The sequence below is a fragment of the Planctomycetaceae bacterium genome (assembly GCA_041398825.1).
Classification (GTDB): Bacteria; Planctomycetota; Planctomycetia; order Planctomycetales; family Planctomycetaceae; genus F1-80-MAGs062.
Window position 1 is genome coordinate 62,356 of sequence record JAWKTX010000007.1, and the last position, 20,939, is coordinate 83,294.

At 53.7% G+C, this 20,939-nt stretch carries 25 protein-coding genes; 19 read left to right on the top strand and 6 right to left on the bottom strand.

Annotated features, from left to right (window positions below):
- Positions 1-53 precede the first annotated feature (53 nt).
- The 5 genes from R3C20_13815 (at position 54) to R3C20_13835 (ending at position 4,425) form a co-directional block, all read left to right on the top strand.
- On the top strand, positions 54-644 hold the full coding sequence (locus R3C20_13815; GenBank protein ID MEZ6041577.1) for a proton-conducting transporter membrane subunit: 591 nt from the start codon (positions 54-56) through the stop codon (positions 642-644).
- Positions 645-658: 14 nt separating this feature from the next.
- Positions 659-1,651, top strand: a complete 993-nt coding sequence (locus tag R3C20_13820) for an NADH-quinone oxidoreductase subunit M (protein ID MEZ6041578.1) — start codon at positions 659-661, stop codon at positions 1,649-1,651.
- Between the two features lie 66 nt (positions 1,652-1,717).
- The gene (locus tag R3C20_13825) at positions 1,718-3,337 is read left to right on the top strand and encodes an NADH-quinone oxidoreductase subunit N (GenBank protein ID MEZ6041579.1); all 1,620 of its coding nucleotides are present in this window, start codon (positions 1,718-1,720) and stop codon (positions 3,335-3,337) included.
- 61 nt (positions 3,338-3,398) lie between these two features.
- Positions 3,399-3,848 carry a hypothetical protein gene (locus R3C20_13830; protein MEZ6041580.1) on the top strand — a complete coding sequence of 150 codons (450 nt, stop codon included), beginning with the start codon at positions 3,399-3,401 and terminating at the stop codon, positions 3,846-3,848.
- Between the two features lie 61 nt (positions 3,849-3,909).
- Positions 3,910-4,425 carry a hypothetical protein gene (locus R3C20_13835; protein MEZ6041581.1) on the top strand — a complete coding sequence of 172 codons (516 nt, stop codon included), beginning with the start codon at positions 3,910-3,912 and terminating at the stop codon, positions 4,423-4,425.
- A 148-nt stretch (positions 4,426-4,573) separates the two neighbouring features.
- Here the strand turns inward: R3C20_13835 and R3C20_13840 are convergent, their stop codons facing one another.
- Positions 4,574-5,206 carry a hypothetical protein gene (locus R3C20_13840; protein MEZ6041582.1) on the bottom strand — a complete coding sequence of 211 codons (633 nt, stop codon included), beginning with the start codon at positions 5,204-5,206 and terminating at the stop codon, positions 4,574-4,576.
- Between the two features lie 224 nt (positions 5,207-5,430).
- Here R3C20_13840 and R3C20_13845 point away from each other — a divergent pair, with 224 nt between their 5' ends.
- The 13 genes from R3C20_13845 to R3C20_13905 all read left to right on the top strand — a co-directional run bounded on the left by R3C20_13845 (position 5,431) and on the right by R3C20_13905 (position 16,177).
- Positions 5,431-6,783 carry a DUF1501 domain-containing protein gene (locus tag R3C20_13845; protein MEZ6041583.1) on the top strand — a complete coding sequence of 451 codons (1,353 nt, stop codon included), beginning with the start codon at positions 5,431-5,433 and terminating at the stop codon, positions 6,781-6,783.
- 85 nt (positions 6,784-6,868) lie between these two features.
- The gene (locus R3C20_13850; protein ID MEZ6041584.1) at positions 6,869-7,762 is read left to right on the top strand and encodes a DMT family transporter; all 894 of its coding nucleotides are present in this window, start codon (positions 6,869-6,871) and stop codon (positions 7,760-7,762) included.
- A gap of 172 nt (positions 7,763-7,934) precedes the next feature.
- Positions 7,935-8,225, top strand: coding sequence for an AtpZ/AtpI family protein (locus R3C20_13855; GenBank protein ID MEZ6041585.1), 291 nt, complete (start codon positions 7,935-7,937; stop codon positions 8,223-8,225).
- The gene (locus tag R3C20_13860) at positions 8,222-8,611 is read left to right on the top strand and encodes a hypothetical protein (GenBank protein MEZ6041586.1); all 390 of its coding nucleotides are present in this window, start codon (positions 8,222-8,224) and stop codon (positions 8,609-8,611) included. Before R3C20_13855 ends, R3C20_13860 begins: the two co-directional genes overlap by 4 nt.
- 37 nt (positions 8,612-8,648) lie before the next feature.
- Positions 8,649-9,548 carry a F0F1 ATP synthase subunit A gene (gene atpB, locus R3C20_13865; GenBank protein MEZ6041587.1) on the top strand — a complete coding sequence of 300 codons (900 nt, stop codon included), beginning with the start codon at positions 8,649-8,651 and terminating at the stop codon, positions 9,546-9,548.
- A gap of 109 nt (positions 9,549-9,657) precedes the next feature.
- The gene (locus tag R3C20_13870; GenBank protein ID MEZ6041588.1) at positions 9,658-9,957 is read left to right on the top strand and encodes an ATP synthase F0 subunit C; all 300 of its coding nucleotides are present in this window, start codon (positions 9,658-9,660) and stop codon (positions 9,955-9,957) included.
- Positions 9,958-10,033: 76 nt separating this feature from the next.
- Positions 10,034-10,753 carry a F0F1 ATP synthase subunit B gene (atpF, locus tag R3C20_13875; protein ID MEZ6041589.1) on the top strand — a complete coding sequence of 240 codons (720 nt, stop codon included), beginning with the start codon at positions 10,034-10,036 and terminating at the stop codon, positions 10,751-10,753.
- 66 nt (positions 10,754-10,819) lie between these two features.
- A complete protein-coding gene (gene atpH, locus R3C20_13880; protein MEZ6041590.1) occupies positions 10,820-11,461 on the top strand; it encodes an ATP synthase F1 subunit delta in 642 nt (213 codons plus the stop codon).
- A complete protein-coding gene (atpA, locus tag R3C20_13885; GenBank protein MEZ6041591.1) occupies positions 11,412-12,926 on the top strand; it encodes a F0F1 ATP synthase subunit alpha in 1,515 nt (504 codons plus the stop codon). Before atpH ends, atpA begins: the two co-directional genes overlap by 50 nt.
- Before the next feature lie 65 nt (positions 12,927-12,991).
- Positions 12,992-13,867 (top strand): ATP synthase F1 subunit gamma, encoded by an 876-nt coding sequence (gene atpG, locus R3C20_13890; protein MEZ6041592.1) that lies wholly within the window; start codon positions 12,992-12,994, stop codon positions 13,865-13,867.
- A gap of 96 nt (positions 13,868-13,963) precedes the next feature.
- Positions 13,964-15,415 carry a F0F1 ATP synthase subunit beta gene (gene atpD, locus R3C20_13895; GenBank protein MEZ6041593.1) on the top strand — a complete coding sequence of 484 codons (1,452 nt, stop codon included), beginning with the start codon at positions 13,964-13,966 and terminating at the stop codon, positions 15,413-15,415.
- A gap of 75 nt (positions 15,416-15,490) precedes the next feature.
- Complete coding sequence (gene atpC / locus R3C20_13900; GenBank protein ID MEZ6041594.1) at positions 15,491-15,886, top strand: ATP synthase F1 subunit epsilon; 396 nt, start codon at positions 15,491-15,493, stop codon at positions 15,884-15,886.
- Between the two features lie 60 nt (positions 15,887-15,946).
- Positions 15,947-16,177: a hypothetical protein gene (locus R3C20_13905; protein MEZ6041595.1), complete on the top strand. Its 231-nt coding sequence runs from the start codon at positions 15,947-15,949 to the stop codon at positions 16,175-16,177.
- Between the two features lie 78 nt (positions 16,178-16,255).
- Here the strand turns inward: R3C20_13905 and R3C20_13910 are convergent, their stop codons facing one another.
- From R3C20_13910 to R3C20_13920, 3 genes are all read right to left on the bottom strand, one after another.
- Positions 16,256-17,014, bottom strand: coding sequence for a HesA/MoeB/ThiF family protein (locus R3C20_13910; protein ID MEZ6041596.1), 759 nt, complete (start codon positions 17,012-17,014; stop codon positions 16,256-16,258).
- A 48-nt stretch (positions 17,015-17,062) separates the two neighbouring features.
- The gene (locus tag R3C20_13915) at positions 17,063-17,317 is read right to left on the bottom strand and encodes a MoaD/ThiS family protein (GenBank protein MEZ6041597.1); all 255 of its coding nucleotides are present in this window, start codon (positions 17,315-17,317) and stop codon (positions 17,063-17,065) included.
- A 113-nt stretch (positions 17,318-17,430) separates the two neighbouring features.
- The gene (locus tag R3C20_13920; protein ID MEZ6041598.1) at positions 17,431-18,303 is read right to left on the bottom strand and encodes a hypothetical protein; all 873 of its coding nucleotides are present in this window, start codon (positions 18,301-18,303) and stop codon (positions 17,431-17,433) included.
- A 467-nt stretch (positions 18,304-18,770) separates the two neighbouring features.
- Here R3C20_13920 and R3C20_13925 point away from each other — a divergent pair, with 467 nt between their 5' ends.
- On the top strand, positions 18,771-19,337 hold the full coding sequence (locus tag R3C20_13925) for a DJ-1/PfpI family protein (protein ID MEZ6041599.1): 567 nt from the start codon (positions 18,771-18,773) through the stop codon (positions 19,335-19,337).
- Between the two features lie 490 nt (positions 19,338-19,827).
- Here the strand turns inward: R3C20_13925 and nusB are convergent, their stop codons facing one another.
- Positions 19,828-20,253: a transcription antitermination factor NusB gene (gene nusB / locus R3C20_13930; protein ID MEZ6041600.1), complete on the bottom strand. Its 426-nt coding sequence runs from the start codon at positions 20,251-20,253 to the stop codon at positions 19,828-19,830.
- A 119-nt stretch (positions 20,254-20,372) separates the two neighbouring features.
- Positions 20,373-20,858, bottom strand: a complete 486-nt coding sequence (ribH, locus tag R3C20_13935) for a 6,7-dimethyl-8-ribityllumazine synthase (GenBank protein MEZ6041601.1) — start codon at positions 20,856-20,858, stop codon at positions 20,373-20,375.
- Between the last annotated feature and the right edge of the window lie 81 nt (positions 20,859-20,939).

A 20,939-nucleotide genomic window follows, 5' to 3' on the forward strand; every position in this document is an offset into this window, starting at 1 on the left:
CGCTCAACAATAACTGACACTTCCTTTAGCCTCTAACAGGCGTTGCAAAAGCGATGAATCCAGAATTCCTGCTCAGCGCAATTATTTTCCTTCCAGCGGTCGCTGCTTTCTTTCTCGCCTTCTTTGATAGTCGCAACACCGATGTGATCCGCTTCTGGTCACTTGGTGCGACGATCATAACGTTCGGCCTGACTCTGGCGCTCTGGGGGCAGTTCGATTACGCGAATGGCGGAATACAATTCGCGGTGCAGATACCCTGGGTGGAGTCGTGGAATATTTTCTACCGCCTTGGCGTGGACGGGATTAGTCTGCCACTTGTCCTGCTGACAGGACTGGTCAGCATGCTGGCCATGACAGCCTCCTGGAGCATTACGAAGCATGTGAAAGGGTACATGATCCTGTTTCTGCTGCTCGAAAGTGGAATGATGGGCGTGTTCCTGGCACTGGACTTCTTCCTGTTCTACGTGTTCTGGGAAGTGATGCTTCTGCCAATGTACTTCCTGATCGGTGTGTGGGGCGGACCTCGAAAAGAATACGCAGCCATCAAGTTTTTCCTGTACACACTGGCAGGCAGTGTCCTGATGCTGATCGCCATGTTGATGCTGTACTTCAACAGTGGAGCAACCACGATAGTTTCAACCTGATTGAACTGGCAAAGGTGGCCGCAGGAGCTGAATCAACGTTGCAGCTATCGTTGAGTCCCTCTTTGCAGATCACTGCATTCATCATGCTTTTCATTGGGTTCGCCATCAAGCTGCCGGTATTCCCTGTTCATACCTGGTTGCCCGATGCACACGTGGAGGCCCCAACCCCGATCAGTATGATCCTGGCAGGTGTCCTGCTGAAGATGGGTGGCTACGGTATTATCCGCATCGCGTTCCCCCTGTGCCCGTACGGTGCTCAGCATGCTGCGTACGCGATGGTTGCCATCGGCGTCATCAGCATTATCTATGGGGCATTCGCTGCTTTGGCGCAGACGGACTTCAAACGCCTGGTTGCTTACAGTTCAGTAAGCCACATGGGGTACGTTCTTCTGGGTCTGGCAATCTGGAAAATCAATGAAGGAACAGGAGCCACAGAGAACGGCGAATTCTGGTTGATGGGCATTAATGGCGCCATGTTTCAGATGATCGCTCACGGCATTTCTTCTGCAGGCATGTTCTTCATGGTGGGGGTCATTTACGATCGCGTCCACCATCGTGATCTCAACAAGTTCGGCGGTCTGATGGGGCTTATGCCGCTTTACGGCGGTCTGTCCGCTGGTTTGTTCTTTGCCGGTCTTGGACTGCCAGGGCTTTGCGGATTCATTGGTGAAGTCTTCGTTGTCATCAGCACCTGGAGTTTCAGTCCGCTTCTGGCGATCATTGCCGCTTCAGGAGTGATTTTGACGGCTGGATACATCCTCTGGGCGATGCAGCGTGTTTATCTCGGCCCCGAATACAAAGGTCCTCATCCTGAGGCAATTACCCCGATCAATGGTCGTGAAGTTGCGGTTGCAGGCGCTTTGCTGTTTCTGGCAATTGTGTTTGGGATCCGTCCCGGAATCGCATTTGACGTCATGAAGGTATCAACTACGGAACTGGTTGAGTCACTGGAATCGGGTTACCAAAAGGCCAGCATGGATGTCAACCAGACTCAGGCCAGCCGATAGTTCCGTTTTTGTCTGGTAGCGTCCTCTCATTCAATCTGCACCCCGAAAAAGTCGGCGTAAAAGAACATGGTGTTCTCTCAGCTAATCGACAGCCTGATTCAGGAAACAACGACTCGATCTCTGCCATTCTTTGGCGCCGAGCTGTGCCTGAGTGTAACGATCGTGCTGATGCTACTGCTTCGGCTTTTCAACGCCGATCGATGGGTACCTTCCTATCTGGTGGCCGTAGTCGGTGCATTCGCTTCGTTGTGGGCGACCTACCGACAGTTCACTCTCGTTGCCGAGTACAACGGAGTATTCTCGGAGACTTTCTTTTCCGGGATGCTGATCCAGGATTTGTTTTCGGTCTATTTCCGAGGTTTCCTGTCGCTGTTTCTGCTGCTGACAATTGCACTTACCGCATTGACCGGCATCCCGGACAACGAAGATGGCCCTGACTTTTACTCCTTATTGTTCGGTGCCACGATCGGCATGATGCTGATGGCCAGTGCGAACAATCTGCTGATTTTGTTCCTGGGCGTTGAAATGGCGAGCGTTCCGAGTTACGCCATGGTTGGTTTTTTGAAGGGTCGCAAACCAAGCAGCGAGGCAGCGCTGAAGTATGTAGTTTACGGTGCCGGGGCCGCTGGCGTCATGCTTTATGGTGTCAGCCTCCTTGCCGGAGTCCTGGGTACTGGTGACATGTCCGCGATTGCCTCCCGACTGACTGAAGCTGCAGCTGGTGGAACTGGCGGTCTGTCGGACCCGGAGATTCGAACAGTAACTCTTGGCGTTTTGCTGATTATGGTGGGGCTTGCTTTCAAACTTTCGTTGGTGCCGTTTCACTTCTGGTGCCCGGATGCGTTTGAAGGGGCCTCTGCAGAAGTCGCGGGCTTCCTTTCAGTTGCGTCGAAAGCCGGTGCGTTTGGTTTGCTTGTGCGATTGTGTCTCGCCCTTTCAGGTGCCACCGGAGTTGACAGCTTACTGACGGCGTTTGGAATTGGGCTCGGTGTTATCGCCTGCATCACAACCACCTACGGTAACCTGGCGGCCTATGCACAGACGAACATGAAGCGCCTGCTGGCCTATTCAACGATTGCTCATGCCGGTTACATGTTGATGGCTGTTTCAGCAATGATGGTTCTTCAGAACAGCGGATCCGCTGCGGACTATGCGGGAACAATTCGGGGTTCTCTCGAAGGATTGCTTTACTATCTCGCCGTTTACATGTTCATGAATCTCGGAGCATTCGCGGTAATCGCACTTTGTCGCAATCACACGTTCAGTGAAGACATCGACAGCGTGAAGGGTCTGATTAGTCAGTCACCCGTTCTTTGCATCACGATGCTGGTATGCTGTTTCAGCCTTGTCGGAATGCCCCCGTTCGGGGGATTTTTTGCCAAGCTTATGATTTTTGCCGCTGCTCTGAAGGCAGGCGAAGTTCATTGGTTCATGTATGTTGTGGTGGCATTCGGTGGCTTGAATACAGTGCTGAGCCTTTACTACTACCTGAAGATCCTAAAGACCATGTTCCTGGACGAACGACCTGAGGGAGCTCGGCCGGTACCGGTCAACTGGTTCTCCTACGAAGGTGCATACGCAGGTGTTCTTGGACTTTTTGTTGTCCTTCTGGGTCTGCTGCCGCAAATCATGACCGGGCTGACGAACACTGCGAGTGTCGCTGCGGAATCTGTCGCCAGCTTCTGACGTTGTCTCCGGCCTGTTTTCCAATCCAGTCATAGATCTCTTGCTACTTCGGATGTCGCACATGGCTCTTCAGGACAATGAAACACTGCTGAATAATGTGCTGATCAGCATGGCCCACAGCTTCCTTCAGTATGTGTCTGAAAGCTGGCCCTGGGTCAGCAATGCGGGGCAATCGCTTGAAGAGCAGGTGAACGTCATTGCCGCACGACAGCGTCAGGATGTTGCGGACATTGTTGCACTCCTCAATGAACGGGAGTTTCCAATCGACTTTGGAACTTTCCCAACGGAATACACTGATCTTCAGTTCCTGTCGTTACTTGGCCTCCTGAATCTGCTCGACAACAGCCAGCAGAAGGTCTGCAACGGAATCTCCGACGCAGTGACGTCGCTTTCAGCTGCTGGTGATGAGGAAGGAGCAGCGTTGCTGCGGGCCATTGAAGTTCGACAACGAGAATCTGTTTCCGCCCTGAAAGAGCTCCACCAGGAACTTTCGAAGCTGGCCTCAGCCTGATCCAGTGTTGCCGCCGAAAAAACGCCCGGCGACGCCAAGTCTCTGAACGGACACCGGTCGCATGCAGTACCCGCCGCAAGTCGATAAGCTCATCGCGTCTGTGGAATCGCTGCCCGCAGTGGTTGCGTGTTTCTGTTCACCAAAACCATTGGAAGATCTAAAGCCGAACGTCCTGTCTCTGCCCGGCGAATTTGGGGATCTTCCACAGGCCATCCTGCGTCGGACAAATGGCGGCCGTCAGGGCGAAGTAATGATTCAGATCGAAGTGATTCTGGATCGTTCACCAGACGCGTGGCTAAGTCTTGAGTTTCTCGCATGGTGGGTCCGGGACTGGGCTCGCAGCGATGAAGACATTCAAATGCGCCCGATGGCGCTGCCGCCCAAAGCCGGGGCCATTCAGCTTGGTCGTACGCTGAAGTTTCTAATCGAGTATTTTCTGATCGAGACGAGCGACGACTACAGCGACACCCTTTCAATCGTGGATCGAATGGCTGAATCGATTGACTTCAATTTCAGGGATTACACAGACTGCTTTGCTAACCCGGCTGAATTTACCGGGGACGTCGAATCCATATAATGGTCGGTCGTGAACTTTAGTGGACGGCCGGTTCGAACGGACTTCGGCTCGCCGAAACTCACCCTGGATTTCCGACCGAGCTGCGAATTGCCGAACGGGTAGCGACACCTGAAGATCTTCATCAACTCCCAGCCATGGATCCGATTGCTCACCGGGAGTTTGGCTGCACACCGGCAGCTCCCGATATTTCTCTGAGCAGTTTTTGTTCCAGCAGAGTGTCACGCCCGATCGGCAGCCATCGTGATGGCGCAGACTGTCCGATCACCTGAGTCAGATCTCTCTGCAAAGGTTGCCCCTCTCGGAACGTCGCACCTCCTTCATAGCTGGCTGCCAACCCCGGCAAATCCTCAATCTCCTTGTCGACCCGCACACTGACACTGGTCTGCCCCGGGGCAGCAGCCTGCATTGTCACGACAACCCGACGGCGAATGGACTGAAGCGTACTTTCCAGGCGGTTCTCAAAACCAATGGAGTCCGGGTGCCAGGGCTCAAGGAGATTTGCGCCTGCTCTGAATTCCGTTTCAATCACACCTTCGAGTTTGCTTTCGCGAGCCACCAGGAAGTGGTTGTAGTTCAGCACAGAAACGGCTCGCTCCCACAGCAGGTCCCGATTTGCTACAGAGACATAAATTGCACTGGCCCCGCTGTAGGGCATTTGCGGTGGGGACGAGACACAGCTCGCCAGTGCCATCAGGATGCCGCCAACAAGAATCGGCGCAGCAACCCGCCTTCGCCGAGCGAATCGGCTGCGTTTTTCCACATTGACGATGAAACCTGTCACAACCGTTCGTCCATGAACAGAGGCTTTAACTAACAAGAAGTGTCCTGACTGACCGAATCTGAAGCAAGACCGGATTCGTCGCTGTCTCGGAAGGCCTCAATGCGGATTTTCCTTTGCCACGGGTTTCGATAGAGTAAGATGAAGTTGAAAAACCCGGTCCGAACACCGGGACCTGCCCACCAGATAGTTCCCCCCTGCCATTTCCAGGCCCAGGACTGCCCGCCATGCTGAACATCGTCAGCCAGCCAGATTCTCGTCGCGCATTCTGCGATGGCATTTCGCGTCGCAAAATGCTCCAGATTGGGTCTCTGGGAGCATTTGGTCTGAGATTGCCGGATCTACTGAAGGCTGAGCAGTCGGCCGCCATGCATCCATCATCCAGATCAAAGAAATCTGTAATTCTTATCTGGATGCACGGAGGACCCTCGCAGCTCGACACCTTCGACATGAAGCCAGCCGCCCCCAGTGAGTATCGAGGGGCGTTTTCACCGATCGCGACCAACGTGGCGGGGCTGGATATTTGCGAACTGCTGCCTGAACACGCAAAAGTAATGGATAAGTGCACCGTGATTCGGAGCTTTTCACACGGCAACGGAGACCACTGGGCTGCCGCTCACTGGATGCTGACCGGCCGACTGGGAGCAAATGGCAGTGACCGTATGCCCAGATATCCGTCCATGGGGGCCGTTGCTTCGCATTTACTGGGACCGACACAGCCCGGCTCACTTTCCAGCGTCAACTTCAATGATGGCGGATTCGGATTCCACGGAGCTGCCTGGCTGGGTGTCAACCACAATCCTTTTCGCTATGGCGATTTCAGCTACGGAAACGAAGCTGGAACTCTGCCAACCGGCGATTATAAAAGTTTTTCGCTGGTCGATGGGTTGTCAGAAAAGCGGGTCGTCGATCGCGTTTCGCTTCGCGGTCAGCTTGACAGCCTGAAACGACAGATCGACCGCAACCGAACGTTCGAGCAGTTGGACGCAGTCGATCATCAGGCAATGGATCTGGTTCTGTCGGGACGTGTGCGCAAAGCATTTGATATTTCAGACGAACCGGAATCTCTTCGTCAGCGGTATGGCCCCGGATGGGGTGAGCAGGCTCTTTTGGCCCGTCGCCTGATTCAGGCAGGTGTTCGTTATGTTTCGCTGAACACCGGCTACTTTGACGACCATGGAAATATTGAGCGAGCTCTCAGAGACAAGCTGCCCCGCCACGACAAGTGCGTGGGAGTATTGATTCAGGATCTGGCAGAACAGGGCATGCTGGACGACACGCTGGTTGTCGTTGCGGGCGAATTTGGCCACACACCGCGAATTAACGACAACGCTGGCCGCGACCACTGGCCACAGGCGCAGAGCATCCTGTTGTCGGGTGGCGGGTATCGCCACGGGCAGGTCATTGGTGCGACGAATGACAAAGCGGAATATCCGACGGAGCGGAAGGTTGGAGTTGAAGACTTCTGCGCAATTATCTACCGGGCGATGGGGCTGAGCGTTGACGATAAGATCGTCGATCTGTCCGGCCGACCAACGGCGCTTGTTCCGGGCGGCGAAGTTCCCTTTGAACTTGTGTAAGGCGTTCGTCTATTCGTCAGACGCACGAGATGGTCCATCATTCACCCCCCCCTTCGCATCATTCAACCACCAGGCCTGAAACACAATGGGCATCGGAGAAGTCAGCGCGCTGACGGCGGCAGCATGCTGGGCAACGGGCAGCATGTTATACAGCCGGATACCGCTGTCAGCGGCTGGTATCAGCTTCGCAAAGAACTCCATCGGCTCGATGGTGCTTCTCGTTCATCTGGCCATCCATTCCCTGGTGATGCAGACTCCGATGTTCCGTGCGGACGCAGCAAGCTGGCTTTGGCTTTCGCTCAGTGGACTGATGGGAATCGTGATTGGCGATACGTTCTATTTCCGCAGTCTTCAGATCCTTGGACCACGTCGAGCGCTGATGGTATCGACCAGTTCTCCAGTGTTTGCAGCGATCCTGGGGTGGTTATTTCTGTCTGAAACGGTCAGCATTGTTTCAGCTGTGGGCATGACATTAACCCTCGTTGGTGTCGCGGGAGTCATCTCCGATCGGCGAGCGGAAAAGGAGTCACCCGGTCTTTTCCCAGGCACGATTTCTTCTGGTGTGGTGCAGGGATTTTTGGGAGCTGTTTTCAGCGCCGGAGGGGCTGTGGCGAGTCGGCACGGCCTCTCGGGAAGTGATCCGCTGGAGGCAGCCTTCATTCGAATACTGACCAGCGCGATGATGGGATCTGTCCTCGTTTTGTTTCCCGGGCGACTGGCCACGATCACAAAAACGGTTCTGCGTCCGACGGTCATTCGGACCTTTCTGCCAGCAGTCCTGCTGGGAACGTGGCTTGGGATCTGGCTGAGCCAGATAGCTTATAAACACTCAACCGTCGCCATCGCGATGACGCTGCTCTCAACGACACCACTCTTTGCCACCCCTCTTGTCAGAATCCTGTCCGGAGTGCAAATCACAGCCTGGTCTGTCTTGTCGACTGTGGTCGCGATTGCCGGCGTGTACCTGACGGTTCATTAATTGCCGAATTGCAAGAAGATTGTTCAACTCTTTTCACTTGACAAAACACATCCCGTTTCCGGGAAATGCCAGGTGCGACAGCGAGCCACTTTGACTGCCTTCGGGGCGACTTTTAGACTCTCGCCACTCAGGCACGGCTGCCCGGACTTTTCAGGCACTTCGCAGGAGACTCGTGTTGTCGATTTCTGGCCGATCCGGGAAAAGCCGAGCCAGCCAGATTGCTCAGGCGTACCGAGCAGCGAACGAAGTCATCTCAGGGGCAGTTGCTCTGGTGATTTGTGTTGGTTGCGGTTACGCCGCTGATGCGAGGTTTGGCTGCAGGCCGGTTTTAACAGTCTGTGGCGCGTGTCTTGGTTTTGCGACATGGGGTCTGTCTCTTCGGCAGCTGCTTCTGCGAATAGATCGAGAATCGAAAGAGCAGAAGAAGCTGCAGGCCGAAAACAGGGAGACCTCAGAGTTGTGACAAGGAAAGCTGAGTCTGGTTTCATTCGGGCGGCAGCAACATTGTCAGTGGTGCTGGTGTTTGGGTGGATACTTTGCTTCTGGCCTGCTCGCATCCTGCGTGGCGAGGCTGGGGTGCAATGGATGACGCTTGCGGCGATTTGTTGTTTAGTCCCGGGCTGGATCGTTGTGTTCCTCTCTGGTCTCGCTATCGTTCGCAACGAATTGGCAGCATTGCTGCTGCAGACAAGTGTGAGGTTGTTCTCTGTCGCAGGAGCGGCGTTATTTGTTCGGAAAATGAGACCCGAGTTTGGTTTTGCTGATTTTTCCGGATGGCTGGTGTTGTTCTACCTTCTGTCGATGGCGACAGAGGTATGGTTGTTAAAGCGGTCTTTGCGGCGTCGTTGACGAATTGTTTTCTTGTAAGGTGGCAGGCGGTTTCGGAATGAGTGGAGATCCATTTCATCACGTTCGCGACTCTGGCTCCCTTGAGCTGCCTGGAGGCTGGCATCCAAGCCTGGAGGAGTTCTTCAGGTATCCGCTCACGAAGTTCATGCTGCTGCAGGTTGTTGCGGCGGTGCTTGTGATGTTCATTTTTACGGGTCTGGCCCGCCGCATTCGCAGTGGTCAGCCAGCAAAAGGCCGGTTCTGGAATTTCTGGGAATCGATCGCCCTTTTTCTCCGTGATGAAGTTGTTCGACCCACGATCGGGGATCATTCGCACGATCACGACAATGGCCATGGCTTGCATGGTGAGCATGGTCACGAAGTCGTCGGTCATCAGCCTGCTCTTCCTGTCGCCGGCCATCCCGCAGATAAGTACCTTCCGTTCATCTGGAGTTGCTTCTTTTATATTTTGTTCTGCAACTTACTCGGTGCTGTACCGTTTCTCGGTTCTGCCACTGGTGATATTAATGTGACTGGAGCCCTGGCTCTGACCGCATTGGCTGCGACATTTGTTTATGGTGTCGAGGCAATGGGGATCAATGGCTTCTTTGGTAACCTGATCCCCGAAACCGGGGTTGGTGGTGTGCCAGGACTGGCTCTGGCTGGCATGATGTTTGTGATCGAACTGCTGGGCTTTTTCATCAAGCACGGTGTTCTGGCTGTTCGATTATTCGCCAACATTATGGGCGGTCACACAGTTCTTGCAGTGATCCTGGGGTTCATTGCTGAAGCAGCGAAACCCGGAGTGAATGATGCTGTCTACGGCATGGTTCTGACTGGAAGTATTGTCGGTCAGGTTTTTATTGGTTGTCTTGAGTTGTTTGTCGCGTTCCTGCAGGCGTATGTTTTCTCGTTCCTCGCGACAATCTTCATCGCCGGAGCTATTCACAAGCACTGATGTCGAAGTTTCGATTGATGTTGCTTGCTTTGTAATGATGTAGTTTTGCCCAGACTGACAGATCCTTCTGTCGGTCATCCTTTGGTTCGTGTAGAAGAGGAGTTTTGTGGTGAGTCAATTTGCTAAGATTTGCCTGTTGGCTGTAGCAGCATTCGTGGCCATGTCTGTTCCAGCAATGGCTCAGGAAGCAGGCGGCGACCAGGCTCTTGTTAACCTGACAGGTGCTGCTGGTGCTGGTATCGTTATGCTGGGTGCAGCTTTCGGTATTGCCAAGATCGGTGCTGCTGCGGTTGAGAGCATGGCTCGTCAGCCGGAAGTTGCTGGCGACATCCGTGGTGCGATGATCGTCGCTGCTGCTCTTATCGAAGGTGCGACATTCTTCGCTCTGATCGTCTGCATGCAGTCGTAGTGTTGAGCGGCCAGTGTGTCTGGTCGTCAGTGCTGGCGGTAAGTCAGGTGATTTCTGTTTTGGGTGTTTGCTGGTCATGAAGAATTGCATTGCAAATTGCCAGGTGCATTTGAAGGCTCTTTTGGCTTTCAGTTGCTTGTGTCTGTTTGTTTCTTCGGCATCGTTCGCGGATGAAGCTCATCCTGCGGCTGAAGCAGGGGAGCACGAAAGCCATGGAGCATCGGAAGCTGAGCACGGTGATGCAGATCATGGTGATGCAAAACATGGTGACGCTCATGACGCTCACGGTGATGGGGGCCATGAAACGGGCATCCCACTGAGCTTCAAGAGTGACCTCGCGCTTTGGTCATTGGTGACATTCCTGGCGTTTCTCTTCGTATTGAAGACGTTCGCATGGGGGCCAATGATTCAGGGTCTGGATCTTCGTGAGGCAGGCATCCGCAAGTCAATCGAAGAGGCTGAAGAAAACCGTCGCAAGTCTCAGGCTTTGCTCGCGGATTATGAGCAAAAGCTGAAGGACGCTGAACGAACAGTTCAGGCGATGGTTGCGGAAGCCAAACGTGACGCGGAGCGAACAAGCCAGGACCTGATTGCTGCTGCCCAGAACGAGACGGCAGCAATGCGAGACCGCGCCCGTGATGATATCAATCAGGCTCGGGATGCAGCGTTGTCTGAATTATTCACCGCGGTAAATTCTCAGGTACTTGCTGCGACGGAACATGTTCTGGGGCGTGCGATAACAGCCGAGGATCAGGAGCGTCTTGTCAGCGAAGCGCTGTCAGGCATCTCCCGATAATTCGGCGGAGAATAGTAATTGATCCCGTGTGCGAAGAGGCATTCGTCTCGTTGAGGTGTTCGTTCTATGGTTGAGTCACGTCTGAAAACTCGTCCTGACAGTGTGCTGGAAGATCCCGGCGTGCTGGCTGTGGCCAGTTTGTATGCACGGTCTTATCTGACCGCAGCACAACAGGCTGGCGTGAGTGAAGCTGTAGAAGAACTAATCTCGTTTGTTGACGAGGTCGTTGAGAAGCATCCGGAGATTCTTGACACTCTCACGTCCACTTTTGTTTCTCGCGACGACAAACTTGCGATCATTGATCGCACGGTTGTTGGGCGGGTTTCCGACTGCTTATCGAATTTTCTGCGAGTGTTGGTGCGACATAGCCGCATCGACCTGCTGCCAGTGATTCGGCAGGTCGTTACCCGAATCCTGGAAGAAGCTGCAGGGCAGAAACGTGTTCGAGTGCGTTCTGCAAAAGCTCTGACGGATGTATCCCGAAAGCAAGTGGTTGAACAACTGAAAGAAAAACTTGGGTTCGAGCCAATTCTGCAGGAATCGGTCGACGAGTCCCTGATCGGCGGCCTGATCATCCAGGTTGGCGACACTGTTTACGATTCATCGCTTCGATCCCGGCTTCAACAGCTGAGAGGTCGTTTGGTGGAGAAAGCTCTCAATGAAATTCAAAGCGGACGAGATCGCTTCAGTCATACTGAAGGAAATTGAAGAATTTCGTGGTCAGGTTCAGACCGCCGAAGTCGGTCGCGTGATTGAAGTTGGTGACGGTATCGCTCGCTGCACAGGGCTGTCTACAGCCATGTCGGGCGAGATGGTGGAGTTCTCCAACGGCACACGCGGACTGGCCTTCAATCTTGAAGAGAACAGCGTTGGCGTGGTTATCCTTGGGGACTACCTTGAGATCGTCGAAGGCGATGAGGTTCGTTCCACGGGTGAGCTGCTTTCCGTGCCTGTCGGAGAAGCAATGCTGGGGCGAGTGGTTGACCCTCTGGGTAACCCACTGGACGGCAAAGGTCCAATTCTGACAAACGACCGACGGCCTATCGAAACAGCCGCTCCGGGTGTTGCTGGACGTCAGCCCGTCAAAGAGCCGCTGCAAACGGGTATCAAAGCTGTTGACGCCATGACCCCAATCGGCCGTGGTCAGCGCGAACTGATCATTGGTGACCGAAAGACAGGGAAGACGGCTGTCGCGATCGACACCATTCTGAATCAAAAGGAAACAGGCGTTATCTGCGTCTATGTTGCCTGTGGTCAGCGTGCATCTTCGATTGCGGGTATCGTCGACGTACTTCGTGAAAACGGCGCGATGGATTATACCATTGTCGTCGCAGCCACCAGCGCCGATCCGGCCCCTCTGCAGTACATCGCGCCCTACGCTGGTGCAGCGATGGCTGAATACTTTATGTATCAGGGCAAGCACACGCTGGTCGTATACGACGACCTTTCGAAGCAGGCGACTGCCTATCGACAGCTTTCACTTCTGATGCGGCGTCCTCCAGGTCGCGAAGCGTTCCCGGGCGACGTTTTTTACTGCCACAGCCGACTCCTGGAGCGTGCAGCTAAGCTTAGCGCGGAACTTGGTGGCGGTTCAATGACGGCGTTGCCGATCATTGAGACACTGGAAGGTGAAGTGTCCGCCTACATTCCCACCAATGTGATTTCCATCACGGATGGACAGATCTACCTCGAACCGGACTTGTTCTGGAAGGGGATTCGTCCGGCGATCAACGTGGGCATCAGCGTGTCTCGCGTGGGTGGCAATGCTCAAACCAAGGCAATGAAGAAGATCGCAGGCAGCCTGCGACTGGACCTTGCTGCCTTCCGTGAACTCGAAGCGTTTGCACAGCTTGGTACGGAACTCGACAAGGCAACTCAAGCACAACTGGACCGCGGCTATCGAATGGTGGAACTGCTGAAGCAGCCACAGTTCCGACCTCTGCACGTCGCAGACCAGGTGATTACGATCTACGCCGGCACAAAAGGTTACTTCGATAAAGTGCCTGTCAATCAGGTGCAACAGGCAGAGAACGAACTTCATGAGTTCATCCGTACTGAACATGCTTCGATGCGGGACAAACTGGTCTCAGAAGCAGCTTTGACGGACGAAATCGAAGGGGAACTGAAGGCTGCCCTCGAGGCATTCAGGGCTCGTTGGGCGAGTAAGGCGTAGGCTGCTTTGGGATTGATTTCGTATTCGGATTTGTTTTTATCCGATCTGTTTCGGACGGTTAATTCATGGCTAATGCACGACTACTCGTTAAGCGACTGAAAGCGGTTCGCAATATCCGCAAGATTACGCGAACGATGGAGCTGATTGCGACCAGTCGGTTCAAGCGAGCTATGGATCGGGCGACCGAAGCTGCGGAGTATACCCGAAAGATCTCCGAGATTGTCGGAGATCTCGGGCAGGCGGATTTGAAGTTCACTCATCCGCTGCTCGAAAAACGCTCCGAAGAAAAGAACAGCATTCTGCTGGTGCTGACCTCAAATCGAGGTCTGTGCGGCGGATACAATGCAAGCGTACTCCGTCAGGCACTTGTTCACTATCGTGACCTGAAGAGCAAAGGGGTCAACTGTTCGCTCGAAGCCTCGGGAAAACGGGGAATCAAGTTCCTCAACTTCCAAAAAATTGCGCTCAGTCGCACTTACACGCACTTCGAAGACAATCCCGCGTTTTCAGAAGTGAACGAGCTCGGTCAGCGATTCTCGGAAGACTTCATTGCAGGTCGCATTGATCGATTGGATGTGGCCTACACGAGGTTCGAATCATCGGCCCGTCAAACGGCCGTTGTCGAATCGTTGCTTCCCATTGCTAATCTCTCGACCGGTGTCGCCGAGTCATCCGGTAGCGGTATCGATTACGAATTCCTGCCGTCAGCACAGGAGATTCTGGAAGAGATCGTTCCTGCTGCATTTCAGGCTAAGTTGTTCAAGTGTTTCCTGGACGCGGCAGTCAGCGAACAAATCGCTCGAATGGTGGCGATGAAGGGAGCAACCGAAAACGCAGACGAAATGGCTGGCAATCTTAAGCAGCAGTACAACAGAGCTCGCCAGGCTGGTATTACATCAGAACTGGCGGAAATTATCGGCGGAGCTGCAGCTCTCGAATAGTCAGATCAGATCCGCTGGTACAGATCAGTTTTTGTTTTCAAACGTGCGGATTAGGCGCGTTCATTCTGGATATCAGGTTCACAGGGCGAATTACCCATGAGTGACACAGCAGTAGTAGCAGTAGCCGGCAAGGTTTCGCAGGTGATCGGATCGACATTCGATGCCGAGTTTCCAGAAGGTCATCTTCCGTCGATCTACAACGCCCTTCTGATCGAGGCCAATGTTAAAGGCAACCCGATCAAGGTTACTGGTGAGGTCCAGCAGCATCTTGGTGGCGGAAAGGTTCGTTGCGTCGCCCTCGGTTCTACCGACGGAATGGTGCGTGGGATGGAGGTTGTCGACACAGGCAAACCACTGTCTGTTCCAGTGGGTAAAGAAACTCTTGGACGTGTCTTCAATGTTCTCGGGGATGCGATTGATGGTCGCGGTGAAGTCGCCAGCGAAGAGCGATGGGCCATTCACCGACGCCCGCCCAAACTGGAGAACCTGAGTGCGAAGACCGAACTCTTCGAAACAGGGATCAAAGTGGTTGACCTCCTCACCCCGTTCGTACGCGGTGGTAAAGCGGGACTCTTCGGAGGAGCCGGACTGGGTAAAACCGTCATTCTGACCGAGATGATTGCTCGTATTGCGAGTGCACACGGTGGTTACTCTGTCTTCGCGGGAGTTGGTGAACGAACGCGTGAAGGAAACGACCTCTGGCTGGAAATGCAGGAAGCCAAGATCGGTGATACGGGGCGTTCTGTTATTGAGCAAACATGTATGGTGTTCGGGCAGATGAACGAGCCCCCCGGAGCACGACTTCGAGTTGCATTGTCCGCGCTGACCATGGCGGAGTGGTTCCGCGATGCAACTGGTGCAGACACTCTGCTGTTCGTTGACAACATTTTCCGATTTTCTCAGGCAGGTTCTGAGGTTTCTGCGTTGCTTGGGCGTATGCCTTCAGCGGTGGGATATCAGCCAACTCTTGGGACCGAACTGGGTGAACTTCAGGAACGAATTACCTCAACATCGGGCGGTGCGATTACCTCTGTTCAGGCTGTATATGTTCCTGCAGACGACCCGACAGACCCGGCACCTGCAACCGCGTTCGCTCACCTTGACGCGTTCATCTACCTCGAGCGACGTATCGCGGAAAAAGGGATCTACCCGGCCATCGACCCGCTGGCATCGTCCAGTCGAATTCTTGACCCCCAGTATGTTGGTCAGCATCACTACGACGTCGCCCGACGAGTACAACAAACGCTGCAACGCTACCGAGAACTTCAGGACATCATCGCAATTCTTGGGGTGGATGAACTGAGCGAAGAGGACAAGATGGTCGTCCATCGGGCTCGACGAATTGAACGCTTTCTTTCGCAGCCGTTCCTCGTTGCAGAGGTCTTTACAGGAAAAGCTGGTAAGATCACCCCACTGGCTGACACCATACGCAGCTTCGAGGAAATCTGCGACGGGAAATGGGATCACCTGCCGGAAGCAGCTTTCATGTACGTCGGGGCAATTGAAGAAGCAGAAGAGCAATACAAGAAGATGCAGGCAGAGGCCTGATCCTGGTGGTAATCCGGCCCTGCAAACAGATTCGGCGGTTTGTGTCCCTGGCACATGCAGCGAGAGAGAAGATTCGTGGCTAATTTGCGACTGGTACTCGTCACTCCCGAAAAGACTCTGTTCGACCGAGAAGTCGCGTCGATCCGTGTGCCGCTGTTTGACGGTTCAGCCGGCTTCTATCCGGGCCGTGCGCCGCTGGTCGGACGTCTGGGGATCGGCGAATTACGTCTGACGAACGGGAGCGAAGAAGAGTCCTACTTTGTTGAAGGTGGCTTCGTTCAGGTGAAGGGGGAAGTGGTCTCCGTACTCACGAATGCCGCGATCCCAGTCTCAGAGATCAGTCGCAAATCGGCAGCAGAGCAATTACAGTCCGCGAAAGCCGCTAAGTCGAACTCCGATGAGGAGTATCTGGCGATGGCCCGCAAACTGGAACGCGCTCGCAAAATGCTCACCCTTGCAGGCAAAGACTAATTTGTTTGCAATGCTGCTGGCTGTCTTTAATAGTATCTCGTAGTTGCGAAAGCCGGAGCTATGGCGAAGTTTGATTCTCGAATCGACGCCCTTGTAGTTGAGACTCGAACAAGCTGGGATCCATCCGTGGGCGACCTGCCTCCCCAGGATCGCCAGTGGGTTGCCCACACAATTCACCAGAATCCGTCGATTGCTCGAAATATCGAGTACATCCGCACTCACAGCGGCTTCATACGTCATATCACCGTCACGGTAGAAGACATCCAACAGCTGTACCTGGCAAAATCATAGCTCTGTTTTACCAATCGCCGACAATGACAATGCCGGTTCGATAACTGTAACAACATTGCGTTGGGAGCCCTGGACGTCTCAAAGTGAAATGTTCCCGCAGAACCGGCAGTCTGGTCTGCGGAGGATCGGCAGCTTCCGGAACGACATCGATCTGAGGTTCATCAGCAGTATTTCACCCGCAAGCGGGGCTTCGATCCCTGTAATGAGCTTGATGACTTCGACCGCAGCCATACAGGCAACTGTGCCGGAGACTGCGCCAAGTACCGGGAATTCCCGTTTCCACTCTTCAGGCACCTCAGGATAGAGGCATCGCAGGCAGGCAGTCTTGCCGGGAATCAAAGTGGTGAGTTGTGCGGTAAAGTCAAACATCGCACATTCAACCAATGGACGCTTCCATTCAAGGCATGCATCATTCATAGCAAACCGTTCTTCAAATAACGGTGCCGCGTCTACACCTACGCTGGATTGTTTGACTAATCCCGAAGCATTTGACCGATTGATGTTTTCAGCCAGTCCGATGATTTCGATCTCCGGATTCAGTGCGCGAAGCCTGCGACAGGCTGACTCAACGCGTGGTTTACCCAGCCAGTCCGTCGTCATCAGAATCTGTCGATTCAAGTCACCTGGCTTCACATTGCCGGCATGAGTAATGAGAATCCGACCAACGCCGGCAGCCGCCAGATAGCAGGCAACGGTTCCCCCCACACCTCCAACCCTGGAAACCAGAACCGTCGATGCCTTGAGCCGCTCCTGCCCTTCCTTACCGAGATCAGGTGACCACATTTGCCACTCGTATCGGGCCATTTCGTCATCGGTCAATGAAGCCGAATGGGCCATGGTTCTGTCCTGTTGCATGAAACTGGAGCTGCTCGTAAATACGCCGGGCTAACCGCCCGAAATCGGGGGCATCAGCAGAAGCGTATCTCCATGAGCCAGCTCAGTTGCGTCTCCGCTGCTACCAACTGGCTGATTATTTCGGAACGCCAGGACATTTCGAAGCTTGAGTGCCGGGTAGCGTTCCTGAAGCAGCTTGATAGCACTGGCGAGATTGGGCTGCACTTCAGAGATCTCCAGGCAAACCTCTGATTGTCCCGCCTGAATTCGCAGTTGAGCTTCCAGGAGAATTGTCACACTGATCATTGGCCACCTCAAATCGAATTGATGTGGTGAGTCTAGCGGATATCCCCAAAAGAAAAAAAGCCCTGCCATCGTTGCAGGGCTCCACTCTAAATCCTTTTTTCCGCCGACCGGGATCAGCCGACCGGGATCAGCATTCCCAACAAGTCGTCGTCACCAGAATGACCAAACAACGAGTCAATATCGCCGAGTATCTCTCCACTGAACCCCATACCAGCTGACTGCCCACCATCCCCGAAATCGCCCTCGCCTGTACCCGGCTCTTCCGGTGTCATAATCTCACACCGAATCACGTTGCTGTATGCAACTAACCCGTTCTCCATCTTCCGAAGTCGAATAAATAAGACACCGGTTTCCGACTCTGGAGCACTCAAACGGTCCGCAAAGAACCCCCCACCTCCGGAATCAACTTCCGTTTGCCAGGCGACAAAACCATTCTCTTCACTGTCGACTGCGATTTCTGCGAAGTAGCTGGCCGTAGAATTCATCGCCTCGTCGGTGAATTCACCCCACGCTAGAGATTCCGTAGCTGATCCCCAGGTCAACACGGGTGACGGAATCGAAGCCTGAATATGAACCACCACCGGCGTGCCCGATTGAGAGCTTCCTGCTTCAGGATCAGCTCCCCCCGTTTCTGCGGTTTCCACAGGCAGGAAGGCAATATCAAAACCCGCGACAACATCACCTCGAGCCGCCAGGCCTTCAATACTCCACCGAAATATGCCTTCCGTACTGTCAAATATGGTCTCCAGCGTTTCATCAACCGTCCCATCGTTGTCGATGTCGGCTGTTACTGTGATGACGTTTCCCGTTTCCACATTCGTAACGACCCCTTCTGCATACTCTGAATTGAAGTAATTGCAGCTAATCACTGGCGGATCTCCAAGGGTCGTCAAGAGACATCGCTGTTCCATCGACTCCACGACATTCCACTTCGTTCGACGAGTTCGCACTGCTGAGCAATTCAGGAATGACTTGATATCAAACATCTGTTCCACCTGACACTTATATGTCTTCAGAATTAGATCGAGACCGGAGACGCTACCTGGAAGCGTTGCAACCGGGTTTGGCCGCTGCCCCCTGTACATCGCAGTGGCATCGCAAACCCGGACAGGATTTCTCTGATTCCCGATTGCTGTTGCCGGGTGGAATTGGCCCCAGCGCATGAACCCGGTCGATAGCGAACTATTATTTAGTCAATCGGCCCGGCCCTCGTTCACCCATATGGCAATAAATAGCAACCCCTGCCGAGCGACATAATCAAATCGCCCTAAACCGAAACGTATTAAGTAAGGGAATACACATCGCCATAACTCAAATCGGGATTATCGCACCGTGTTGATCGACGGCTTCAATCATGAGATTGTGCATCCAGCGCAGCGTGTGGCTCACCCGGCAGAAAACAGCTAGAATCGTGACGGTGACGATTCCCATAACATTTCCTAAGGTCAACTTCATGTCTGCTAACAAGGTCCTGATCGTAATCGGCGACGCAACAGAAACGCTCGACACGATGTACCCCTACTACCGGCTTATTGAGGCTGGGTTCCAGCCAATTGTTGCGGCCCCGGAGAAGCGTCGCTACCAGATGGTCCTGCACGAGGTGAAACCCGGGTGGACGATTACAAAAGAGTGGGAGGGTTACACTCTGGAAGCAGACATTGCGTTCGCTGATATTGTCGAGGAAGACTATGCAGGAATTCTGTTCAGTGGTGGACGCGCGCCAGAGTACATTCGATACGACGAGAACCTTGTGCGAGTCACCCGTCATTTCTTCGAGACAAACAAGCCAATCGCCAGTGTTTGCCACGGTGTAGAGATTCCAGCGTATGCAAACTGTGTTCGCGGCAGGCGGATGGCAACGGTGGCGAAGTGTCAGTTCGACCTTGAAGTTTGTGGCGGAATCTTCGTGAACGAACCGTGCGTGATTGACGGTAACCTGGTGAGCGGCCGAACATTTCACGACAACGGCCACTACATAGGTCCTTGGATCAAACTACTGGAGGCGGCTCGTGACGTCTGATCGTGCGGTGCTGAATCCGGATTCCGTGTCGGATTCTGTGCTCAATCCGGAGCGAAACGACTGCAGAACTCCGCGCGGCTTCATTTTGCAATCTCCGCTGATCAATCGGGAGGTGTCTGCCGGAAATCTGCGCCCTGAGCGGTTCGACAACGCGTTTCGTTCGACGCGGGAAAGTGATCCGCATTCCGGATCGCATTCCAGAGCAACTGGCTGGCCTGTCCGGAGCAATCGCCAGCCTTGCCATAATGATTCTGACGCGGACCAATCGCGGTACATCACGCCTCATGGCAACCGTCACTGGATCCTCGATGGGCATTTCCCTGAGGCATTGCAGCTATCGCGTACTTCGACCAGTTGCGCAGCCGACAGATCGAGCAAATATCAGGGGACTAATCCATGCTGACAGGTGTTTGTGGCAAATTCCTGTCTGAAACACACCAAATGTCAAACGCGTCTGAATGACCCTGACAGCTGGGCACGACAATTTTTATCACTGAGCCGTTTTCGCATCAGAACGAGCGGCATCCGGGACAAGCTTGTCGAGAACCCCATTGACGAAACTGGCGGAATTTTCGGTGCCAAATTCGCGAGCGATTTCGATGGCTTCGTTCAGCACAATTGCGGGAGCGGTCCCGTAGTGCCGCATTTCATAGGCGCCTAACCGGATAACATTGCGGTCTGTCACGGCCATGCGTTCGAGCCGCCAATTTGAGGCAGTCTTTCGAATGAGCTCGTCCAACTCAGCCTGATTTTCGCGAACTCCGCGAAACAATGCCCATGCAAATTCAACCAGATCGACGTTCTTCAACTCATCTTCCAAATACCTTTGAATCCGGCGAGGATCTGCTTCCTTGTTCTGATCAACAAGAAAGAGCATTTGTAAGACATGCCTGCGTGCACTGGATCGACCGGACATCGTTTTAAAGGATTTTCTGAGTGAAAGACTGAGACAAACACTGCAATGGAATTCTTCTTCGACAGAAGAAACGGACTGACGCAAAGTATCAGATCTTTGCGTCATTGCGGCAACGAGAACTAGCCTCGTGGATCGGGTTGATTGATTGTTTTCAGCAGGTTGACCATTTCGATCGCTGCCGTGGCAGCTTCGATTCCTTTGTTACCAACTTTCCCGCCGGCTCTATCGAGAGCTTGCTCCATTGATTCACAGGTAATCACACCGAATGTCACGGGAATACCCGTTTCGCGAGTCACTGCCATAATCCCGGCTGCCACCTGGCTGTTGATGTATTCGTGATGAGATGTCGAACCCTGGATCACGGCCCCCAGACAGATGACTGCATCATATTTCCCGGATCCCGCCATTGTGGATGCCGCAAGTGGAATCTCAAATGAACCGGGGACCCATGCCACGTCGATATTGCTGTCGGAACCGCCAAGGCGAGTAATGATACTACACGCCCCTTCCACAAGCCGGTTCGTAATCAGATCATTAAAGCGCGAGACAACAATGGCGAAGCGGATATCACGTGCGTTAAGTTCATTGTGGATGACGTTTGGCATTGGAATGAAGGCTCGTTGGTAGAACGTTTTGCTGGGAGTCGTATGGGCAGGATACGCAGATGGCTCAACGGTGGGTACAGG